General features: G+C 32.7%; 16 protein-coding genes. 13 read left to right on the forward strand and 3 right to left on the reverse strand.

Translation table 11 applies throughout. The features are described 5' to 3' along the window. The first annotated feature begins 241 nt into the window (after positions 1 to 241). Both HMPREF2737_RS07135 and clpB read left to right on the forward strand, forming a co-directional pair. The gene (locus tag HMPREF2737_RS07135; RefSeq protein ID WP_037549048.1) at positions 242 to 2,068 is read left to right on the forward strand and encodes an acyltransferase family protein; all 1,827 of its coding nucleotides are present in this window, start codon (positions 242 to 244) and stop codon (positions 2,066 to 2,068) included. A gap of 295 nt (positions 2,069 to 2,363) precedes the next feature. Then, the gene (gene clpB, locus HMPREF2737_RS07140) at positions 2,364 to 4,973 is read left to right on the forward strand and encodes an ATP-dependent chaperone ClpB (protein WP_037549052.1); all 2,610 of its coding nucleotides are present in this window, start codon (positions 2,364 to 2,366) and stop codon (positions 4,971 to 4,973) included. A 299-nt stretch (positions 4,974 to 5,272) separates the two neighbouring features. Here the strand turns inward: clpB and HMPREF2737_RS07145 are convergent, their stop codons facing one another. Continuing rightward, complete coding sequence (locus HMPREF2737_RS07145) at positions 5,273 to 5,467, reverse strand: YjzD family protein (RefSeq protein ID WP_037549058.1); 195 nt, start codon at positions 5,465 to 5,467, stop codon at positions 5,273 to 5,275. A 205-nt stretch (positions 5,468 to 5,672) separates the two neighbouring features. Between HMPREF2737_RS07145 and HMPREF2737_RS07150 the strand changes: the two genes are divergently transcribed. Together HMPREF2737_RS07150 and fabF are read left to right on the forward strand one after the other, a co-directional pair. Beyond that, complete coding sequence (locus HMPREF2737_RS07150; RefSeq protein WP_037538680.1) at positions 5,673 to 6,614, forward strand: beta-ketoacyl-ACP synthase III; 942 nt, start codon at positions 5,673 to 5,675, stop codon at positions 6,612 to 6,614. Between the two features lie 13 nt (positions 6,615 to 6,627). Next, complete coding sequence (fabF, locus tag HMPREF2737_RS07155; protein ID WP_011276239.1) at positions 6,628 to 7,872, forward strand: beta-ketoacyl-ACP synthase II; 1,245 nt, start codon at positions 6,628 to 6,630, stop codon at positions 7,870 to 7,872. A gap of 74 nt (positions 7,873 to 7,946) precedes the next feature. Here the strand turns inward: fabF and HMPREF2737_RS07160 are convergent, their stop codons facing one another. Further along, positions 7,947 to 8,324, reverse strand: a complete 378-nt coding sequence (locus tag HMPREF2737_RS07160; RefSeq protein WP_037549063.1) for a DUF3899 domain-containing protein — start codon at positions 8,322 to 8,324, stop codon at positions 7,947 to 7,949. A gap of 247 nt (positions 8,325 to 8,571) precedes the next feature. On the opposite strand from HMPREF2737_RS07160, the gene opp3b reads away from it, so the two are divergent. The 5 genes from opp3b to HMPREF2737_RS07185 are packed head-to-tail and all read left to right on the forward strand — an operon-like array spanning position 8,572 to position 14,276. Next, positions 8,572 to 9,498, forward strand: coding sequence for an oligopeptide ABC transporter permease (gene opp3b / locus HMPREF2737_RS07165; RefSeq protein WP_037549066.1), 927 nt, complete (start codon positions 8,572 to 8,574; stop codon positions 9,496 to 9,498). Next, positions 9,498 to 10,565: an oligopeptide ABC transporter permease gene (gene opp3C / locus HMPREF2737_RS07170; RefSeq protein ID WP_037549068.1), complete on the forward strand. Its 1,068-nt coding sequence runs from the start codon at positions 9,498 to 9,500 to the stop codon at positions 10,563 to 10,565. Before opp3b ends, opp3C begins: the two co-directional genes overlap by 1 nt. A gap of 17 nt (positions 10,566 to 10,582) precedes the next feature. Continuing rightward, a complete protein-coding gene (locus HMPREF2737_RS07175) occupies positions 10,583 to 11,662 on the forward strand; it encodes an ABC transporter ATP-binding protein (protein WP_037549071.1) in 1,080 nt (359 codons plus the stop codon). Next, positions 11,655 to 12,599, forward strand: a complete 945-nt coding sequence (locus tag HMPREF2737_RS07180; RefSeq protein ID WP_037549073.1) for an ABC transporter ATP-binding protein — start codon at positions 11,655 to 11,657, stop codon at positions 12,597 to 12,599. The genes HMPREF2737_RS07175 and HMPREF2737_RS07180 overlap by 8 nt, the downstream gene beginning before the upstream one ends. Positions 12,600 to 12,626: 27 nt before the next feature. Further along, positions 12,627 to 14,276, forward strand: a complete 1,650-nt coding sequence (locus HMPREF2737_RS07185; protein WP_037549076.1) for a peptide ABC transporter substrate-binding protein — start codon at positions 12,627 to 12,629, stop codon at positions 14,274 to 14,276. 54 nt (positions 14,277 to 14,330) lie between these two features. Here HMPREF2737_RS07185 and trpS read toward each other — a convergent pair whose 3' ends face one another. Further along, complete coding sequence (trpS, locus tag HMPREF2737_RS07190) at positions 14,331 to 15,320, reverse strand: tryptophan--tRNA ligase (protein WP_037549079.1); 990 nt, start codon at positions 15,318 to 15,320, stop codon at positions 14,331 to 14,333. Positions 15,321 to 15,608: 288 nt separating this feature from the next. On the opposite strand from trpS, the gene spxA reads away from it, so the two are divergent. The 4 genes from spxA to pepF all read left to right on the forward strand — a co-directional run bounded on the left by spxA (position 15,609) and on the right by pepF (position 19,857). Then, positions 15,609 to 16,004, forward strand: coding sequence for a transcriptional regulator SpxA (gene spxA / locus HMPREF2737_RS07195; RefSeq protein ID WP_011276230.1), 396 nt, complete (start codon positions 15,609 to 15,611; stop codon positions 16,002 to 16,004). A gap of 198 nt (positions 16,005 to 16,202) precedes the next feature. After that, a complete protein-coding gene (gene mecA / locus HMPREF2737_RS07200; RefSeq protein ID WP_037549083.1) occupies positions 16,203 to 16,925 on the forward strand; it encodes an adaptor protein MecA in 723 nt (240 codons plus the stop codon). A 99-nt stretch (positions 16,926 to 17,024) separates the two neighbouring features. Further along, complete coding sequence (locus HMPREF2737_RS07205; RefSeq protein WP_037549091.1) at positions 17,025 to 17,984, forward strand: competence protein CoiA; 960 nt, start codon at positions 17,025 to 17,027, stop codon at positions 17,982 to 17,984. A gap of 64 nt (positions 17,985 to 18,048) precedes the next feature. Then, positions 18,049 to 19,857, forward strand: a complete 1,809-nt coding sequence (gene pepF, locus HMPREF2737_RS07210) for an oligoendopeptidase F (protein ID WP_037549096.1) — start codon at positions 18,049 to 18,051, stop codon at positions 19,855 to 19,857. The last annotated feature ends 298 nt before the right edge of the window (positions 19,858 to 20,155 follow it).

A 20,155-nucleotide genomic window follows, 5' to 3' on the forward strand; every position in this document is an offset into this window, starting at 1 on the left:
GCATTTATGAAAATTAATAATAAATGCGTCAAATTTTATAAAATATTATTATAGTTCAAGCTCAGACATCTAAGTATAAAACTCGATTCAATCATATACATTAAAATATAAAAGAATATTAACTTAAATCATATTTTTTCATGTTGTTGATCATCGGCTTTCGTTTTATCCTGATTTTCAGTGCTTTAGTAATTAATGAATTTATTAAAATTTATTATTTAATAGGGAAAGAATGTGAACAATGAAACAAGATTTTGAAAAAGGGAAACAACGTAAGACTAAAATGCGTTACATGCCTGGTTTAGATGGACTAAGAGCAATTGCTGTCTTAGGTATTATCATTTACCATTTAAATAGGAAATGGCTTACAGGTGGTTTCATAGGTGTAGATACCTTCTTCGTTATTTCTGGATATTTAATCACAAGTTTACTTTTAAAGGAATACGAGGAGCGAGGTATTATTAGCCTTAAACAATTCTGGATTCGACGAGTTAAAAGGTTACTTCCAGCAGTTGTTGCGCTATTAATCGTCGTTGGGATTGCTACATTAATATTTGAACCACAACAAATCGTTCGAGTTAAACATGATAATATCGCTGCATTATTCTATGTGTCGAATTGGTGGTATATTGCCAAAGATGTTAACTACTTCGAACAATTTTCATTTATGCCATTAAAACACTTGTGGTCACTTGCAATAGAAGAACAGTTCTATTTGTTCTTCCCATTTGTGTTGGTCATTTTACTCTTAACGATTAAAAAATATCGCAATGTTACTTTGATATTATGGATTATTTCTCTAGTGTCTTTATTAGCGATGGTCATTATTTCACAACCCAATGTTGGGTATTCAAGAGTTTATTTTGGGACAGATACTCGCTTGCAAACGTTATTATTGGGTGTGATATTAGCATTTGTATGGCCACCGTTTAAATTAAAAGCCAATCCACCAAAAGTATTGCAACGTTCTATTGATGGTATAGGTATCTTAGGTCTAATAATACTTATCTACTTATTCTTTACAGTGAAAGATACTAGTGAATGGATTTATAATGGTGGATTTTATCTCATCTCAGGTATGACATTATTTATTATTGCTAGTGTTGTACATCCTTCTAGTATCCTAGCAAAGGTCTTAGGTCATCGTATATTTGTTTATATAGGTAAACGCTCTTATAGTTTATATTTATGGCATTTTCCTGTCATAAGTTTTATACACATTCATTTTGTTGATGGGCAACTTCCTATTTATGTATACTTTGTTGATATCATATTTACAGTTTTATTTGCTGAGTTATCATATCGTTATATTGAAACACCATTTAGACGTGAAGGTTTAAAGGCATTTTCATTCAATTATTTAAAACGACCTAAATTTATTAGAACAATAGTGTCGATTATTGCTGTGATACCGATAGTACTGTTATTCTTAGGTGTCTTCGATCGTTTTGGAAAAGATGAAATTGAAAACAAAGCAAATTCATTCAACACGAGTGATCAAGATAAATATTTAGTAAGAATGATGCCTGGTGAAAATATAAAAATCGATGGCTCAAGTAGTAATAGTAAAAGTAAAAAACAAGTTTATACTAATATTAGTCCATTACTTATTGGAGACTCAGTGATGGTAGATATTGGGGAAGAATTTAAATCTCAAGTACCTAAAGCAACCATTGATGGTAAAGTTGGTCGTCACTTACAAGAAGCGTTGTCAATAGCAGGCAATTATTCAAATTATAATAAACCATCAGATAAAGTCGTTTTAGAACTAGGTACAAATGGTGATTTTACAGAGGAAGAATTAAATCAATTAATTAATAAGTTTGGTAAAGCACAAATTTACCTTGTTAATACACGTGTTCCTCGAGATTGGCAAGATAATGTTAATAAACAACTAGCTAATGCTGCTAAGAAGCATAAGAATGTAACTTTAGTGGATTGGCACCAACGTTCTGCAGAACATTCTGAATATTTTGCACCAGATGGTGTGCATCTTGAAAATAGTGGTGTAAAAGCTTTATCCGATGAAATAATCAAAGCTATAAAGAAAAATCCAAAAAACAAATAATTCATTCTAAACCAGTTTAGTGATTTTAAATCATTGAACTGGTTTATTTTATTTGCAGTTTTAACGAATATTTGATGTTTATAACAGAAAAAAGCGTGATAAAACAAGTAATGAAGGAGACTCACTAATCGCGTCAAACTAGCTTGAATAGGCAGTTTGAGAAATTTTTAAAAGTTGAGTGTAAGTGTTGCGTAATTATATAAGAGAGTCTATAATGTAATTAAGGTCAAAGAAAGTCAAAGTCAAAATGAACTAATTGACCTTGCTCTTATCAAATATATAGGGGTGAATAAATTTGGATATTAATCAAATGACATATGCAATTCAAGGTGCATTACAAAAAGCGGTTGAATTGAGCAAAGAAAATGAATTACAAAATATTGAAATTGAAGCTATATTAAAGGGAACTTTAGAAGAAACTGATAGTTTATTTAAAAGCATATTAGAACGAGCAAATATAGATACAGATGAATTAAATCAAGCGTATACAAATAAATTGAAAAGTTATCCTTCTGTACAAGGAGATAATATTCAATATGGACAATATATAGGATCTAAAGCAAATGAATTATTAAATAAAGCTGAATCATATATGAAAGAATATGAAGATGAATATATTTCAATGGAACACGTCCTTCGTGCTGCGATGGATATTGATGATACTACTAAACAATTTGTTGGAAATAAAGAAGAAGTTGTAAAAGAAGTAATAACTAAAGTAAGAGGGGGAAATCATGTGACTTCACAAAATCCAGAAGTAAATTATGAAGCTTTAGAAAAATATGGTCGTGACTTAGTAGAAGAAGTACGTCAAGGTAAAATGGACCCTGTTATTGGCAGGGATGAAGAAATTCGTAACACAATTCGAATCTTAAGTCGTAAAACTAAAAACAATCCAGTATTAATCGGGGAACCTGGTGTAGGTAAAACTGCAATTGTTGAAGGTTTAGCGCAACGAATTGTACGAAAAGATGTGCCTGAATCATTACTCGATAAAACAATTTTTGAATTAGATTTAAGCGCATTGGTTGCTGGTGCTAAATTTAGAGGTGAATTTGAAGAGCGACTTAAAGCAGTACTTAAAGAAGTAAAAGAGTCAGATGGACGTATTATTTTATTCATTGATGAAATTCATATGCTAGTTGGTGCAGGTAAAACAGATGGTGCAATGGATGCTGGTAACATGTTGAAACCGATGTTAGCACGTGGCGAATTGCATTGTATTGGTGCAACTACTTTAAATGAATATAGAGAATATATTGAGAAAGATTCTGCATTAGAACGTCGTTTCCAAAAAGTGAGCGTAAGTGAACCAGATGTAGAAGATACAATTTCAATTTTACGTGGATTAAAAGAACGCTATGAAGTTTATCATGGTGTACGTATTCAAGACCGTGCTTTAGTTGCAGCAGCTGAATTATCAGATCGATATATTACTGATAGATTCTTACCTGACAAAGCAATCGATTTAGTTGACCAAGCATGTGCAACAATTCGAACAGAAATGGGTTCAAATCCAACTGAATTAGACCAAGTTAATCGTCGTGTTATGCAATTAGAAATTGAAGAAAGTGCTTTGAAAAATGAATCTGACAACGCAAGTAAACATCGTTTAGAAGAATTACAAGAAGAACTTTCAAATGAAAAAGAAAAACAAGTTTCCTTACAATCTCGTGTTGAACAAGAGAAAGAAAAAATTGCTAAAGTACAAGAAAAACGTGCTGAATTAGATCGCAGTCGACAAGCTCTAGAAGATGCACAAACTGAGGGCAATCTAGAAAAGGCAGCAGAATTACAATATGGTACAATACCTCAATTAGAAAAAGAATTAAAAGAATTTGAAGAAGCTTATCAAGATGAACAAGGTGACAGCGAACGTATGATTCGTGAAGTTGTTTCTGATGAAGAAATTGGAGACATCGTAAGTCAATGGACTGGTATTCCAGTATCAAAATTAGTTGAAACTGAAAGAGAAAAATTATTGAACCTAAGTGATATCTTACACGAACGTGTTGTGGGTCAAGATAAAGCAGTAGACTTAGTATCTGATGCTGTTGTAAGAGCACGTGCAGGTATTAAAGATCCTAATAGACCGATTGGTAGTTTCTTATTCTTAGGACCAACTGGTGTAGGTAAAACTGAATTAGCAAAATCATTAGCTGCATCATTGTTTGATTCTGAGAAACACATGATTCGAATCGACATGAGTGAGTATATGGAGAAACATTCAGTTTCTAGACTGATTGGTGCCCCTCCAGGTTATGTAGGTCATGATGAAGGTGGACAATTGACAGAAGCGGTTAGACGTAATCCATATTCAGTCATTTTATTAGATGAAGTTGAAAAAGCACATAGTGATGTATTCAACGTTTTACTTCAAATATTAGATGAAGGTCGTTTAACTGATTCTAAAGGACGCAGTGTTGACTTTAAAAACACTATCATTATTATGACAAGTAACATCGGTTCACAAGTATTACTTGAGAATGTTAAAGATACTGGTGATATTACTGAAGACACTGAAAAAGCTGTAATGGATAGCTTACATTCATTCTTTAAACCAGAAATCTTAAACCGTATGGATGATATAGTATTATTTAAACCATTATCTATTAATGATATGAGTATGATTGTTGATAAAATCTTAACTCAATTAAATATACGCTTATTGGATCAACGTATTTCAATTGATGTGTCTGATGACGCGAAAAAATGGTTAGGAGAAGAAGCATACGAACCACAATTTGGTGCAAGACCATTGAAACGTTTTGTTCAACGTCAAATTGAAACACCATTAGCACGTATGATGATTAAAGAAAGCATGCCTGAAGGTACTGTGGTAAAAGTTGATATAAATGATGATCATGATTTAACATTTGATGTACAAAAGCCTGAAAATGAATAATGAATGTTTAGGTAAACCTAGGGAGTGTGATGAGCACTCTCTAGGTTTTTATGTTTTTAAGTGCAGTTCAGTGTATTGTTGCATTCACTTGCCTTAGTTATAACTTAAACTAAAGATTAGTAAGAATAAGTAATTCCTCACTTCAAAAATTTTTTCAAAGTCATGAAGCTTGTAATGTATCGCTGTAATAGTAAGGGTTCATCTATATCTAGTTTAATAAAGAAAAACACTTGAAATTTGATTAATGAATTCAAATTCCAAGTGTTTTTAACGTATTGTATTATTATGTAGTAATAAGACTATCTGTTACCTGAACGGGTAAAATCATCTGGTTTAATCATGGCAGTTAGAATAGCAATTACAATTGTAAAGATAACTGCTAGAACTATTGGCGTGATAAAGTTTAATGTTCCACCGCCATTTAAACTATTTAATACAAAGTTAACCATTTGTAATAAGATGACTGCCCAAATAAAAGTTACGAGGTATTTCATACCGATGACCTCCATTATTTATATACATTCATTCTAAAGTAAAGTAATCTATTTGTATAGAGATAGCAGTTAACTGATAAAAATTTGTAATCAAATCTATTTAATGAAATCTGTGTTTGTGAAAGGGTAACTACTTGAGTAGTGGTAAAAAAATGTGTTAAATTAATACCTGGTATTAAAAAATGAAGTAAGAAGGTGTACGTTCATGAACGTAGGTATAAAAGGATTTGGTGCATATGCGCCAGAGAAAGTCGTTGATAACGCTTATTTCGAAAGTTTTTTAGAAACTTCAGATGAATGGATTTCTAAAATGACTGGAATTAAAGAGAGACGCTGGGCAAGTGAAGATCAAGATACATCTGACTTAGCATTCGAGGCAAGTAAAAAAGCGATTGAAGATGCAGGAATCACACCTGCTGATATAGATATGATTATTGTTGCAACTGCTACTGGAGATATGCCATTCCCATCGGTTGCCAATATGTTGCAAGAAAAATTGGGTACACGTAAAGTACCAACAATGGATCAATTAGCTGCATGTTCTGGATTTATGTATTCTATGATTACAGCAAAACAATATGTTCAATCAGGTGATTATAAAAATATCCTAGTAGTAGGTGCAGATAAATTATCTAAGATTACTGATTTAACAGATCGTTCAACAGCAGTCCTTTTTGGTGATGGTGCTGGTGCAGTAGTTATTGGAGAAGTTTCAGAAGGACGAGGTATCATTAGTTATGAAATGGGATCTGATGGTAACGGTGGAAAATACTTATACTTAAACAAAGATACTGGTAAACTAGTAATGAACGGACGAGAAGTCTTCAAGTTTGCGGTAAGAATTATGGGTGAAGCATCAACACGAGTGGTTGATAAAGCTGGTCTACAATCAGATGATATTGATATGTTTATACCTCACCAAGCAAACATTAGAATTATGGAATCAGCTCGAGAAAGACTAGGTATAGAGAGAGAAAAGATGAGTGTATCTGTTAATCGCTTTGGTAACACATCTGCTGCCTCAATACCTTTAAGTATTTCACAAGAATTAGAAAATGGAAGAATTAAAGATGATGACACACTAGTATTAGTAGGTTTTGGTGGTGGCCTAACATGGGGCGCTATGGTTATCAAATGGGGTAAATAGGAGGAAATAATGTATGACTGAGAATAAACGAGTTGTAATTACTGGTATGGGTGCATTATCACCTATTGGCAATGATGCCCAGACAAGTTGGGAAAATGCCTTGAAAGGTGTTAATGGAATCGATACTATTACTAGAATAGATACAGAAGATTATAATGTTCATTTAGCAGGTGAACTTAAAGATTTTAATATTGAAGACCATATTGAAAAGAAAGAAGCTCGACGTATGGATCGTTTCACACAATATGCGGTAGTGGCAGCACGTCAAGCAGTTGAAGATGCTAAATTGGAAATCAATGATGAAACTGCTAATCGCATAGGTGTATGGATTGGTTCAGGAATTGGTGGTATGGAAACGTTTGAAACAGCACATACAACACTTCAAAATAAGGGACCAAGAAGAGTAAGTCCATTCTTCGTACCTATGTTAATTCCTGATATGGCAACTGGCCAAGTATCAATTGATTTAGGTGCAAAAGGGCCAAATGGTTCTACAGTTACAGCATGTGCTACTGGTACAAACTCAATTGGTGAAGCATTTAAAATTATACAACGTGGCGATGCAGATGCGATGATAACAGGTGGTACAGAAGCACCAATTACACACATGGCACTTGCAGGATTCAGTGCTAGTCGTGCCTTATCTACAAATGATGATAAAGAAACAGCTTGTCGTCCATTCCAAGAAGGTCGAGATGGCTTCGTTATGGGTGAAGGTGCTGGTATTTTAGTGATTGAATCATTAGAATCGGCACAAGCGCGTGGTGCTCAAATCTATGCTGAAATAGTTGGTTATGGTTCAACTGGTGATGCATATCATATTACAGCTCCCGCTCCTGAAGGTGAAGGTGGTTCACGTGCAATGCAAGCAGCACTTGATGATGCAGGTATTGAAGCAAAAGATGTTCAATATCTTAATGCACATGGCACGAGTACACCTGTAGGTGATATGTATGAAATTAGAGCAATCAAGAATACGTTTGGAGATGCTGCTAATCAACTAAAAGTTAGCTCTACTAAATCAATGACTGGTCATTTATTAGGTGCTACTGGTGGTTTAGAGGCTATCTTCTCAGCATTATCTATTCGTGACTCTAAAGTCGCACCAACTATTCATGCGAATACACCAGATCCTGAATGTGATCTAGACATTGTTCCAAATGAAGCGCAAGATTTAGAAATTACTTATGCAATGAGTAACAGTCTAGGCTTTGGTGGTCATAATGCAGTATTAGTATTTAAGAAATTTGAAGATTAATTTTGAAAAAATGATATTAGATCAAGGACACTAATTGATAATGTCCTTGGTCTATTTTTTGTATGTAGAATGATTTAAAGTAGAAATGAAATTATTATTGTCATCACAAAGTATGCAATATTACATATTAAAGCTGGAGCAATCCATGTAGATATAAAATAATGCTCCTTTTTAACTTGTTGAGGATTTAAAAATTCATCATCTGCCATTGTTCTCTTTTTTGAACGAGACGATAGTTGATATCTTATTCTTCTAAAACCATAGCTCGTTGCATCAAAAATGCCCTCTTGAACTAATAAAATGAAAAAAATGCATATAAATATGGATAAAGATGTATAAAACAAAATATTAATGTATGAAATGAATGTTTGGTTACTAATGATTAACCATATTATTAAAGAGAGTAGAGGCGTAATCATTGACCACACAACCCAACTTTTTTTATTTTTCATTACGAGACCTCCCAGATGAAACTTAATACCATTTTATCTTATTAGTATAAATAATAATATCTTAAATCTAAAACCTGTAATTAAAATACAAATGACAGTAAAAAGAACTATTATTTTAAAACTCAATTTTTAATATTTTTAAAATTATATTGCAATTATATGAAAATTAAATATATAATGTTACTAAATATTTCTGAAAATTTTGAAGGGAATGTTAATTTTGAAAATTCAATAAGGGGGTTATTTAATGACGCGATATATTTTTAAACGTTTGGGATACATGTTTTTATCGCTTTTCATTATTATTACAATTACATTTTTCTTAATGAAATTAATGCCCGGTTCACCATTTAACGATGCGAAACTAAGTGCTGAGCAAAAGGCAATCCTTAATGAAAAGTATGGTTTAAATGATCCGGTTGCCATTCAATATCTTCATTATTTAAAGAATGTCGTAACTGGAGACTTTGGGTATTCATTCCAATATCATAATCAACCGGTATGGGAGCTTATAAAACCGAGATTGATTCCTTCTATGGAAATGGGTATTACAGCTATGATTATCGGGGTTATTTTAGGGTTAATCCTTGGCGTAGCAGCAGCTACTAAACAAAATACCTGGGTAGATTATACAACAACTATAATTTCAGTAATCGCAGTATCAGTACCATCATTCGTATTAGCCGTACTTTTACAATATGTGTTTGCGGTACGTTTACGTTGGTTCCCAGTAGCTGGGTGGGAAGGATTTTCAACAGCAGTCTTACCTTCACTAGCATTGTCCGCGACAGTTTTAGCAACAGTAGCAAGGTATATTCGAGCAGAAATGATAGAAGTATTAAGTTCGGATTACATATTATTAGCACGTGCAAAAGGTAACTCTTCTATAAGAGTGCTATTTGGACATGCATTACGTAATGCATTAATTCCAATTATTACTATTATTGTACCAATGTTAGCAAGTATATTAACTGGTACATTGACTATTGAAAATATTTTTGGAGTACCAGGTCTTGGGGACCAATTCGTTAGATCGATTACAACAAACGATTTCCCAGTTATCATGGCTACAACAATATTATTTAGTACATTATTTATAGTTTCAATCTTTATTGTAGATATTCTTTACGGAATTATTGATCCTAGAATTCGTGTGCAAGGAGGTAAAAAATAATGACAAATGATAAATTTGAAAAGCCGTTGGATGATCATTCAAACGCGGCGATGACACATACCTCTGAAGGCATTGCAGCTTCTGACTTTGTTATTAGAGATTTAGATTTAAATAAAGAACCTGAAATGCAACGAGAAAGTAAAAATTTCTGGCAAGATGCATGGGCACAGCTAAAACGAAATAAACTTGCTGTAATAGGGATGATTGGCCTTATACTTATAATAATTTTAGCTTTAATTGGTCCACTAATAAGTAAACATGATTTTGCTGAACAAAATGTCGATTATCGAAATCTTCCAGCAAAAATTCCCGTATTAGACAAAGTTCATTTTTTACCATTTGATGGTACAGGTTCTGACGGTAAAGATGCTTATGCAAAAGTGGGAGCTAAAGAAAATTATTGGTTTGGAACAGATCAACTAGGTAGAGATTTATGGACACGTACATGGAAAGGCACTCAAATTTCTCTAGTTATTGGTATTGTGGCTGCCTTATTAGATATTTTTATCGGAGTAGTATATGGCGCTATTTCAGGATTTTTTGGTGGGCGAGTAGATGATGTAATGCAACGTATTTTGGAAATCATTGCTTCAATTCCAAACCTTATTGTAGTAATTTTATTCGTACTTATTTTTGAACCTTCTATTTGGACGATTATACTAGCTATGTCAATCACAGGTTGGTTAGGAATGAGTAGGGTTGTTCGTGGTGAATTCTTAAAATTAAAAAACCAAGAATTTGTAATGGCATCAAGAACTTTAGGCGCATCAAAAGTCAACTTGATTTTCAAACATATTCTCCCTAATACATTAGGGGCTATAGTAGTAACATCTATGTTTACTGTCCCAAGTGCGATTTTCTTTGAAGCATTCTTAAGTTTCATTGGTATAGGAGTCCCTGCACCACAAACCTCATTAGGATCTTTAGTTAATGATGGTCGTGCAATGTTATTAATTCATCCACACGAGTTATTCATTCCAGCAACAATTTTAAGTTTATTAATTTTATTTTTCTATCTATTTAGTGATGGTTTACGCGATGCATTTGACCCTAAAATGCGTAAATAATAAAGGAGGCACACGTTATGTCAGAAAGAGTATTAGAAGTCAACGACTTGCATGTTTCCTTTGATATTACTGCTGGGGAAGTGCAAGCGGTTAGAGGCGTAGATTTTTATTTGAACAAAGGGGAAACGTTAGCAATAGTGGGAGAGTCTGGTTCTGGAAAATCAGTAACCACTAAAGCAATTACAAAGTTATTCCAAGGAGATGCAGGCCGTATTAAAAAAGGTTCAATTGATTTTCTTGGTGAAGATTTAGCAAATAAATCTGAGAAAGAATTAATTAAATTACGTGGAAAAGATATTTCGATGATATTCCAAGATCCAATGACATCACTCAATCCGACGATGCAAATTGGGAAACAAGTAATGGAACCTTTAATTAAACATCGTAATTATAGTAAATCTGAAGCAAAAAAACGTGCTTTAGAAATTTTAAATTTAGTTGGATTGCCTAATGCTGAAAAACGTTTCAAAGCTTACCCACATCAATTCTCTGGTGGCCAAAGACAAAGAATTGTAATCGCAACAGCTTTAGCTTGTGAACCTAAAGTATTGATTGCAGATGAACCAACAACAGCATTGGATGTAACAATGCAAGCTCAAATTTTAGATTTAATGAAAGATTTGCAGAAAAAGATTGATACATCAATCATATTTATTACCCATGATTTAGGTGTAGTAGCTAATATTGCAGATAGAGTAGCAGTAATGTATGGTGGACAAATGATTGAAACAGGGAATGTTGAGGAAATATTTTATGACCCTAAGCATCCTTATACATGGGGATTATTATCATCAATGCCTGATTTAACTACTAGTAATGATACAGAACTAATTGCGATTCCAGGAACACCACCTGATTTATTACATCCGCCAAAAGGCGATGCTTTTGCGAGAAGAAGCCAGTATGCTTTAGATATTGACTTTAAACAAGAGCCACCTTGGTTCAAAATGTCGCCGACTCATTTTGTTAAGTCATGGTTATTAGATGAACGTGCACCAAAAGTAGAACCGCCTGAGATGGTTAAACAGAAACAACGTCATATGCCAAATAATTATGACAAACCACGTCAAGTAGAAAGGGTGTCGTTCGATGGATAAAAATAATGAAGTATTATTAGAAATTAAAAATTTAAAACAATATTTTAATGAAGGCAAACGTAATGAAGTAAGAGCCATTGAGGACATATCTTTTGATATCTATAAAGGGGAAACATTAGGGTTAGTTGGAGAGTCAGGATGTGGTAAATCGACTACAGGTAAAGCAATTATAAAGCTAAATGATATTACAAGTGGAGAAATTTTATATGAAGGACAGGATATTCAAAAAATTTCTAAGCGTAAAGATTTATTAAAGTTCAATAAAAAGATTCAAATGATTTTCCAAGATCCATATGCATCACTTAATCCTAGATTAAAGGTCATGGATATCGTTGCTGAAGGTATTGATATACATAAATTAGCAAGCAGTAAAAAAGACCGTAAACGTCGTGTTTATGACTTACTTGAAACGGTAGGTTTAAGTAAAGAACATGCGAATAGATATCCACACGAATTTTCTGGTGGACAACGTCAACGTATCGGTATCGCGCGTGCACTAGCAGTGGAACCGGAATTTATTATTGCGGATGAGCCTATTTCAGCTCTAGACGTATCAATACAAGCTCAGGTAGTAAACCTAATGTTGAAATTACAGAAAGAGAGAGGTATTACTTTCTTATTTATCGCGCATGACTTATCAATGGTTAAATATATTTCAGACCGTATCGCAGTGATGCACTTCGGAAAAATTGTTGAATTAGGTTCAGCTGACGAAATTTATTATCACCCATTACATGATTATACGAAATCATTGTTATCAGCGATTCCTCAGCCTGACCCAGATAGTGAGAGAACACGTAAACGTGTAGCATATCAAGAAGATGAATCTAAAAATTCTGAGCGAAAACTTCAAGAAATAAGACCAGGTCATTATGTGTTTGTCACTGATGAAGAAGCTGCTCAATTAAAACAAGAACATCAAACGCAAAGCGTTTAAATGCAGGGGAAGGAGGATGAATTTACTATGAAATCTTTAAAATATATAGCAACTTTATTAATAGTGGTTTTAGTACTTTCAGCTTGTAGTAATAATAAAAGTTTATATTCAGATGATGGCCAAGTCTTTAGAAAAGTTATCACACAAGATATAAGTACTTTAGATACGGCATTAATTTCAGATGCAGTATCAGGAGATATAGCTGGCCAAGCATTTGAAGGCCTATATTCAATTGATAAAGGCGATAAGGTTACTTTAGGTGTAGCTAAAGAAATGCCTAAAAAAAGTAACGGGGGCAAAACTTTAACAATTAATTTAAGAAAAAATGCTAAGTGGTCTAACGGTGACCCAGTAACTGCGGATGACTTTGTTTATGCATGGAGAAAAGTTGTGGACCCCAAAACAGCATCTGAATTTGCTTACATAATGAGTGATATTAAAAATGCAGATTTAGTTAATTCAGGAAAAAAACCAGTGAGTGAATTAGGAATTAAAGCACTAGATAAATATAAACTTCAAGTTGAATTAGAAAAACCTGTGCCTTATATAAATGAACTATTAGCTTTAAATACTTTTGGTCCTCAAAATTCTAAAATTGCCAAAAAATATGGAGAAAAATATGGTACAAAAGCCGATAGAGCAGTATATAACGGGCCTTTTAAAGTAATTAATTGGCAAGTGGAAGATAAAATTCAACTTGTTAAAAATGACAAGTATTGGGATAAAAAGAATGTTAAATTAGATAAAGTAAATTATAAAGTACTAAAAGATCAACAAGCTGGTGCATCATTATATGATACAGATTCGGTTGATGATACAATCGTAACATCTGAGCAGGTTAACAAATATAAAAATAGTAAAGCATTGAACCATCGTTTAACTGCTGCTACATTCTATATTAAAATGAATGAAAAAACTGTTCCGGAATTTAAAAATAAACACTTAAGATTAGCTATTGCGCAAGCTATTAATAAAAAAGGATATGTAAAATCTGTTTTAAATGACGGTTCTTTAGCCTCAGATAATTTCACTGGTATTGGAACTGCTAAAACACCAGACGGCAAAGATTTCGCAAGTACAGTTTCATCTCCATTAAAATATGATACCAAAGAAGCAAAACAAAATTGGGAAATTGCGCAAAAAGAATTAGGTAAAAAAGAATTTACTTTTACTATGAATACTCAAGACACCCCAGCAGCGAAGATTGCTGCTGAATATATAAAATCGCAGATTGAAACAAATTTACCTGGTGTTACTCTAAAAATTAAACAAATGCCTTTTAAACAAAAAATAACTCTAGAGTTAGCAAATAATTATGAAACGTCATATGCAGGGTGGAGTCCTGACTATCCAGACTCAACGGCTTTCTTGGAAATAATGAAAAAAGGTAATGCTCAAAATAATACTGATTGGGGTAACGAAGAATACGATAATCTTATCAAAGAAGCTAATGGTTCTTTACTACGTGAACCTGATAAGAGAAATAAAGCTTTACAAAAAGCTGAAAGTATTTTACTTCACGACGCACCAGTTGCACCTATATATCAAAAAGGTGAAGCACATTTAACTAATCCACAAGTTAAAGGGTTACAGTATCACAAAGTAGGCCCAGATACTACACTTAAGCACGTGTATATCGATAAATCTATTGATCGTGAAACAGGTAAAGAAAAGTGAATAATAGAAATAGCCATGGGAATGATTCCCATGGCTATTTCTATTACTAATGTATTATCTTTTACGTCCCAGTCCCATGGCACGTTCCATTTTTTTCAATGTTTTGAATGACGCTTTTTGAGCTTTATCGCGACCATGATCTAGGATTTCATCTAGTTTATCTGAATTGTAAAATTCATTATATTTTTCTTGGAAGTTAATTAAGAAATCTTTGACGATTTCTGATAAGTCTGTTTTGAACTTACCGTATCCTTCATTTTCGTACTTAGCTTCTAAATCTTTAATAGATTCATTTGTTAAGCTAGAGTATATTGTTAATAAATTTGAAATACCTGGTTTGTTATTACGATCAAATTTAATAATTCCATCTGAATCTGTTACAGCACTTTTAATTTTCTTTGCTGCCACATTAGGCTCGTCTAGTAATGAAATAAAGTTTTTCTGATTATCATCACTTTTACTCATTTTCTTCGTTGGGTCTTGTAAACTCATGACGCGACCACCTACTTTAGGCATACGAATTTCTGGTTTAACCAAAATGTCATTATAACGACTATTAAAACGTTCGACTAAGTTACGTGTTAATTCCATATGTTGCTTTTGGTCTTCACCAACTGGAACAATATTAGTATTGTATATCACAATATCTGCAGCCATTAATGGTGGGTAAGTTAGTAAACCTGCTGGAATACCATCAGTACGTTTTTGAGCTTTATCTTTATATTGAGTCATACGTTCAAGTTCTCCAACACTTGAAATTGTTGTGAGCATCCAACCTGCTTGCACGTGTGCTGGTACTTCAGATTGTATAAATAAGGTAGCTTTTTCTGGGTTTATGCCAGATGCTAAATAAATAGCCGCAAGTTGACGGATTTGTTTACGTAACTTGATTTTATCTTGTGGCACAGTAATTGCATGTTGGTCGACGATGCAAAAATAACAATCATAATCATTTTGAACATCAGCAAATTGTTTTAATGCTCCAATATAATTACCAATTGTGGGTATTCCACTAGGTTGAATTCCTGAAAATAATGTCTCCATATTAGATGCCTACTTTCTTAGTTTTAATTCATATTATTTAAATTATAACAGTATTTCTTTAAAATGTAAGTTATGTTAGTATGTAGTTATACGATAATTCTAAGCTTTTAAATTTAGGTTTTTAGAAAATTTGAGATTTCTCAGAAAAATTAGGGTTTTCTCATTTAATTTTAATGTTAGTTGGTTATACTAATATTGTAAGGTTAAGAGGACTAAATAAATTATCATTTCTTAATCAATAAATTCAAAAATAATGAATAATATTCATTCAATAGGAGAGTGAGATGTATGGTAACATTATTTACTTCACCAAGTTGCACATCTTGCCGTAAAGCGAAAGCATGGTTACAAGAACATGACATTCCATATACGGAGCGTAACATTTTTTCTGAACATTTAACAATTGATGAAATCAAACAAATTTTAAAAATGACTGAAGACGGTACTGACGAAATTATTTCTACTCGTTCTAAAACATACCAAAAATTAAACGTTGACATTGATTCTTTACCACTACAAGATCTTTATGCGATCATTCAAGATAATCCAGGACTATTACGTCGTCCAATTATTCTAGATGAAAAACGTTTACAGGTTGGCTATAACGAAGATGAAATCAGACGTTTCTTACCTAGAAAGGTTCGTACTTTCCAATTACAAGAAGCGCAACGTCTTGTTGATTAATTTTAAAATTTAATTGAAGATTATAATAATATGAAACAGCACTATTTTAGTGCTGTTTTTTGTAACTAAAAAAGGGAATATGTTAGTATATATAACGATTGTAAAATAGTTAAATTTAATCAAACAAATAAATTGTAATTTCCACTACGTTCTAATACAATATGGTTACTATTCATCGACTGTAAGGAGTGAGATGATATGAGAATAGAACGCGTTGATGACACAACAGTCAAATTATTTATAACTTATAGTGATATTGAAGCTAGAGGATTCAGTCGAGAAGATTTATGGACTAACCGTAAGAGAGGCGAAGAATTCTTCTGGTCAATGATGGATGAAATCAATGAAGAAGAAGACTTCGTAGTTGAAGGACCTCTTTGGATACAAGTACATGCCTTTGAAAAAGGTGTGGAAGTTACGATTTCTAAATCTAAAAATGAAGAAGCTATGAATATGTCTGATGAAGATGCAAACGAGCAATTTGAAGAACAAGTTAACGAATTACTTGCAAATACATTAGAAAATGAAGAGAGCATTGAAGATTTATTCGAACAAAGAGCACAACAACAAAAGCACTCTCATAAGTCTGAACAAAAACAAACGAAACAACGTCCGAACATAAGAACAGTTATCGTTAAATTTGATGATTTAGAGCAAGTTATTAGTTATGCATATCACCATAATTTATCAACTGATGAATTTGAAGATTTATTATATATGAATGACAATAAATATTACTATGCTATTCACTTTGATGAATCAGTCAGTCAAGAAACAATTAACGATAGTTATAGTCAGATGTTAGAGTTTGCATATCCAACAGATAAAACTGAAGTATACTTAAATGATTATGCTAAGATTATTATGAGTCATAATGTAACTGCTCAAGTGAGACGTTATTTCTCAGACACAGTTGAATAATGAAAGTTTTTACCGAGGCAATGAATATTGCTTCGGTTTTTTTGTTGAAAAGTAAAATCACCATTTCATACGTTTATTCTTATGAGGTGAGTGAAATTTATGTTAATCGCTATAAATCAACAAGGCGAGCAAGTATATGCACATCGTGCAAAGAAACAAGACAGCTATTTTTGTCCGCATTGTAGCTCACAACTACTATACAAATGTGGCACAAAAAAAATCCCGCATTTCGCGCATAAGGTTGATAGCGTATGTTATTGTGCAAAACAAGAATCCGAACAACATTACTTTGTAAAGTGTTTTATTGCGAAGATGTTATCACAACTACATTATCACGTTCAAATTGAACCTTATTGTCCAACTATTCAACAATACCCAGACATACTAGTGAATTCAAAATATGTAATTGAAATTCAATTTTCTAGAATAGGTATTGAAGAGATCATAGAACGAACAAAGGGATTTAAACAGCTGAGTATGGAAGTCATTTGGTTAATTCAAGATTGTCGATATCATATGGGAAGGGTATATCTCAATTCATTTCAAGCACATTTTATTCATCCAATTAACAGGTGTTTATATGTATGGAATCAAAAGAACAAGTGTGTTGTTTTATATAGTCAAATTCAGCATATTGGTGGCAGACAATTTATCGCAAAACGAACAGTAATTAAAATCAATGAATTAGTGAATCAGATTAGTATAATGCCTACGCCATATCAACACATTTTCAAGCTAACTAAATCTGAAATACATTATTACTTGAATCAATGTAGAAGAAAAAATTCTGTCCTTGAACCATCGTTAAGCGCAATGTACCAGTTAAGATTAACAGATGAGGCTATTTATCATAACTTCGGCTACATATTCCCTTATCAACTCTATATTGAGAATCATCCAGTTCAATGGCAATTACAATTTAAATTATTTAATGAACAAGAGTGTGATGTACATCAGCGTTTAAAAGCCTTTCTTAAATTTAGACAGATGTACCTTAACACTATTTCTATGGATTGTGTTGTCTCAGAACTCATTAATCATTACATTAAATATAGTTAAAACGTGCAATTTATAAGGAATAATGAGAAAATTATAACATTAGTTATTATAGGAGGTTTACTATATGAGTCAACAATTAACAAGAGAAGAGCAAGAACGTAAATATCCAAATGATACGTGGGATTTAACAACGATTTTTAAAAGTGATGAAGCTTTTGAAGAAGCATTAAAAGAGGTTGAAGGTTATCTAGGTAAAGAAGAGCAATTTAAAGGGCACTTAGCAGATAGTGCTGATACATTATATGATGCGCTTGCATTAGAAGATGAAATTGGTACTAAACTAGAGAAAGTATATGTCTATGCACATTTAAAACAAGACCAAGATACTTCAAACGATAAATATACAGGATTCGAGTCACGCGCACATCAACTTATAATTAAAATTAGTTCAGCATGGAGTTTCTTAGTACCAGAAATTCTTCAAATTGATGAAGATAAACTTCAATCATTTATCGAAACTAACGACAACTTAAAACGTTATGAATTTGATTTAAAACTTATCAATGAAAAACGACCACACATTTTAGATGCCGAGCAAGAGAAATTACTTACTGAGGCTCAAGATGCCCTATCTACACCAAGTAATGTGTACGGTATGTTTAGTAATGCAGATTTAGAAATTGAAGATGCAGTAGATAAAGATGGTGAAAAACATCCATTAACACAAGGAACTTTTATCAAATATTTAGAATCTGATGATCGCGAGTTACGTCAATCAGCATATAATAATTTATATAAAGCTTACGGTGCCTATAATAATACTCTAGGTTCAACATTAGCAGGGGAAGTTAAGAAGAATGTCTTTAATGCTCGAACACATAACTATAAAACAGCTCGTGAGCGTGCGTTAAGTAATAATCACATACCAGAAGAAGTTTATGATAATTTAGTAAAAACTGTGCATAAATATTTACCGTTATTGCACAGATACACGAAACTAAGAAAAGAGTTATTAGACGTTGATGAGCTGAAAATGTACGATTTATATACGCCAATGGTTAAAGACGTTAAATTCGAAATGCCTTATGAAGAAGCAAAAGAATGGATGTTAAAAGCGTTAGAACCTATGGGTGAAGAGTACCTTGATGTAGTAAAAGAAGGTTTGAATAATCGATGGGTCGACGTTTATGAAAATAAAGGCAAACGATCAGGCGGTTACTCATCTGGTGCACATTTAACTAACCCATTCATTTTATTAAATTGGTCAGATACTGTATCTGATTTATATACGCTAATTCACGAATTTGGTCATTCAGCACATAGTTATTTCAGTCGTAAACATCAACCATCTAATTCTAGTGATTATTCAATCTTTGTTGCTGAAGTTGCATCAACTTGTAATGAAGCATTACTAAGTGATTATATGGATAAACATTTAGACGATGAACGTCGTTTATTATTATTAAATCAGGAACTTGAAAGATTCAGAGCGACTTTATTCCGTCAGACTATGTTCGCAGAATTCGAACATAAAATTCATCAAATTGAAGAAGGAGGCGAACCATTAACTGCAACACGTATGAATGATGAATATGCTAAATTGAATAAACAATACTTTGGTGATGTTGTTGAAACAGATGACAATATTAGCAAAGAATGGTCAAGAATTCCTCATTTCTATATGAATTACTATGTATATCAATATGCTACCGGATATAGTGCAGCACAAAGTTTAAGTCATCAAATTTTAACTGAGGGTAAACCTGCAGTTGAAAGATATATTAATGAATTCTTGAAAAAAGGAAGTTCTAATTATCCAATTGAGATTCTGAAAAATGCCGGTGTGGATATGACTTCACCAGAACCTATTGAGCAAGCTTGTGAGGTCTTTGAACAAAAGTTAGATGCTTTTGAAAAACTTATGAAAGCTTAGAATGACTGTATCCGTTTACAATATGTCAAGTTTGTGACAATTTTGAAGTAAGGGATCTTTAATATTGAAATACCTATATTAGCGTGTTATATTATGAACATGAAATTAATCACATAACAAACATACCCCTTTGTTTGAAGTGAAAAAATTTCTCCCATCCCCTTTGTTTAGCGTCGTGTAATCAGACACGGCGTTTTTTTATGCTCTTTTTTAATAACTACCACTATCAATTAATTCCCCATTGTAGATAAATTTTATCATTGTACTTCGACGCCATTACTATACATTGCAATTGATT

The organism is Staphylococcus sp. HMSC069D12, from assembly GCF_001810405.1.
Lineage (GTDB): Bacteria > Bacillota > Bacilli > Staphylococcales > Staphylococcaceae > Staphylococcus > Staphylococcus haemolyticus.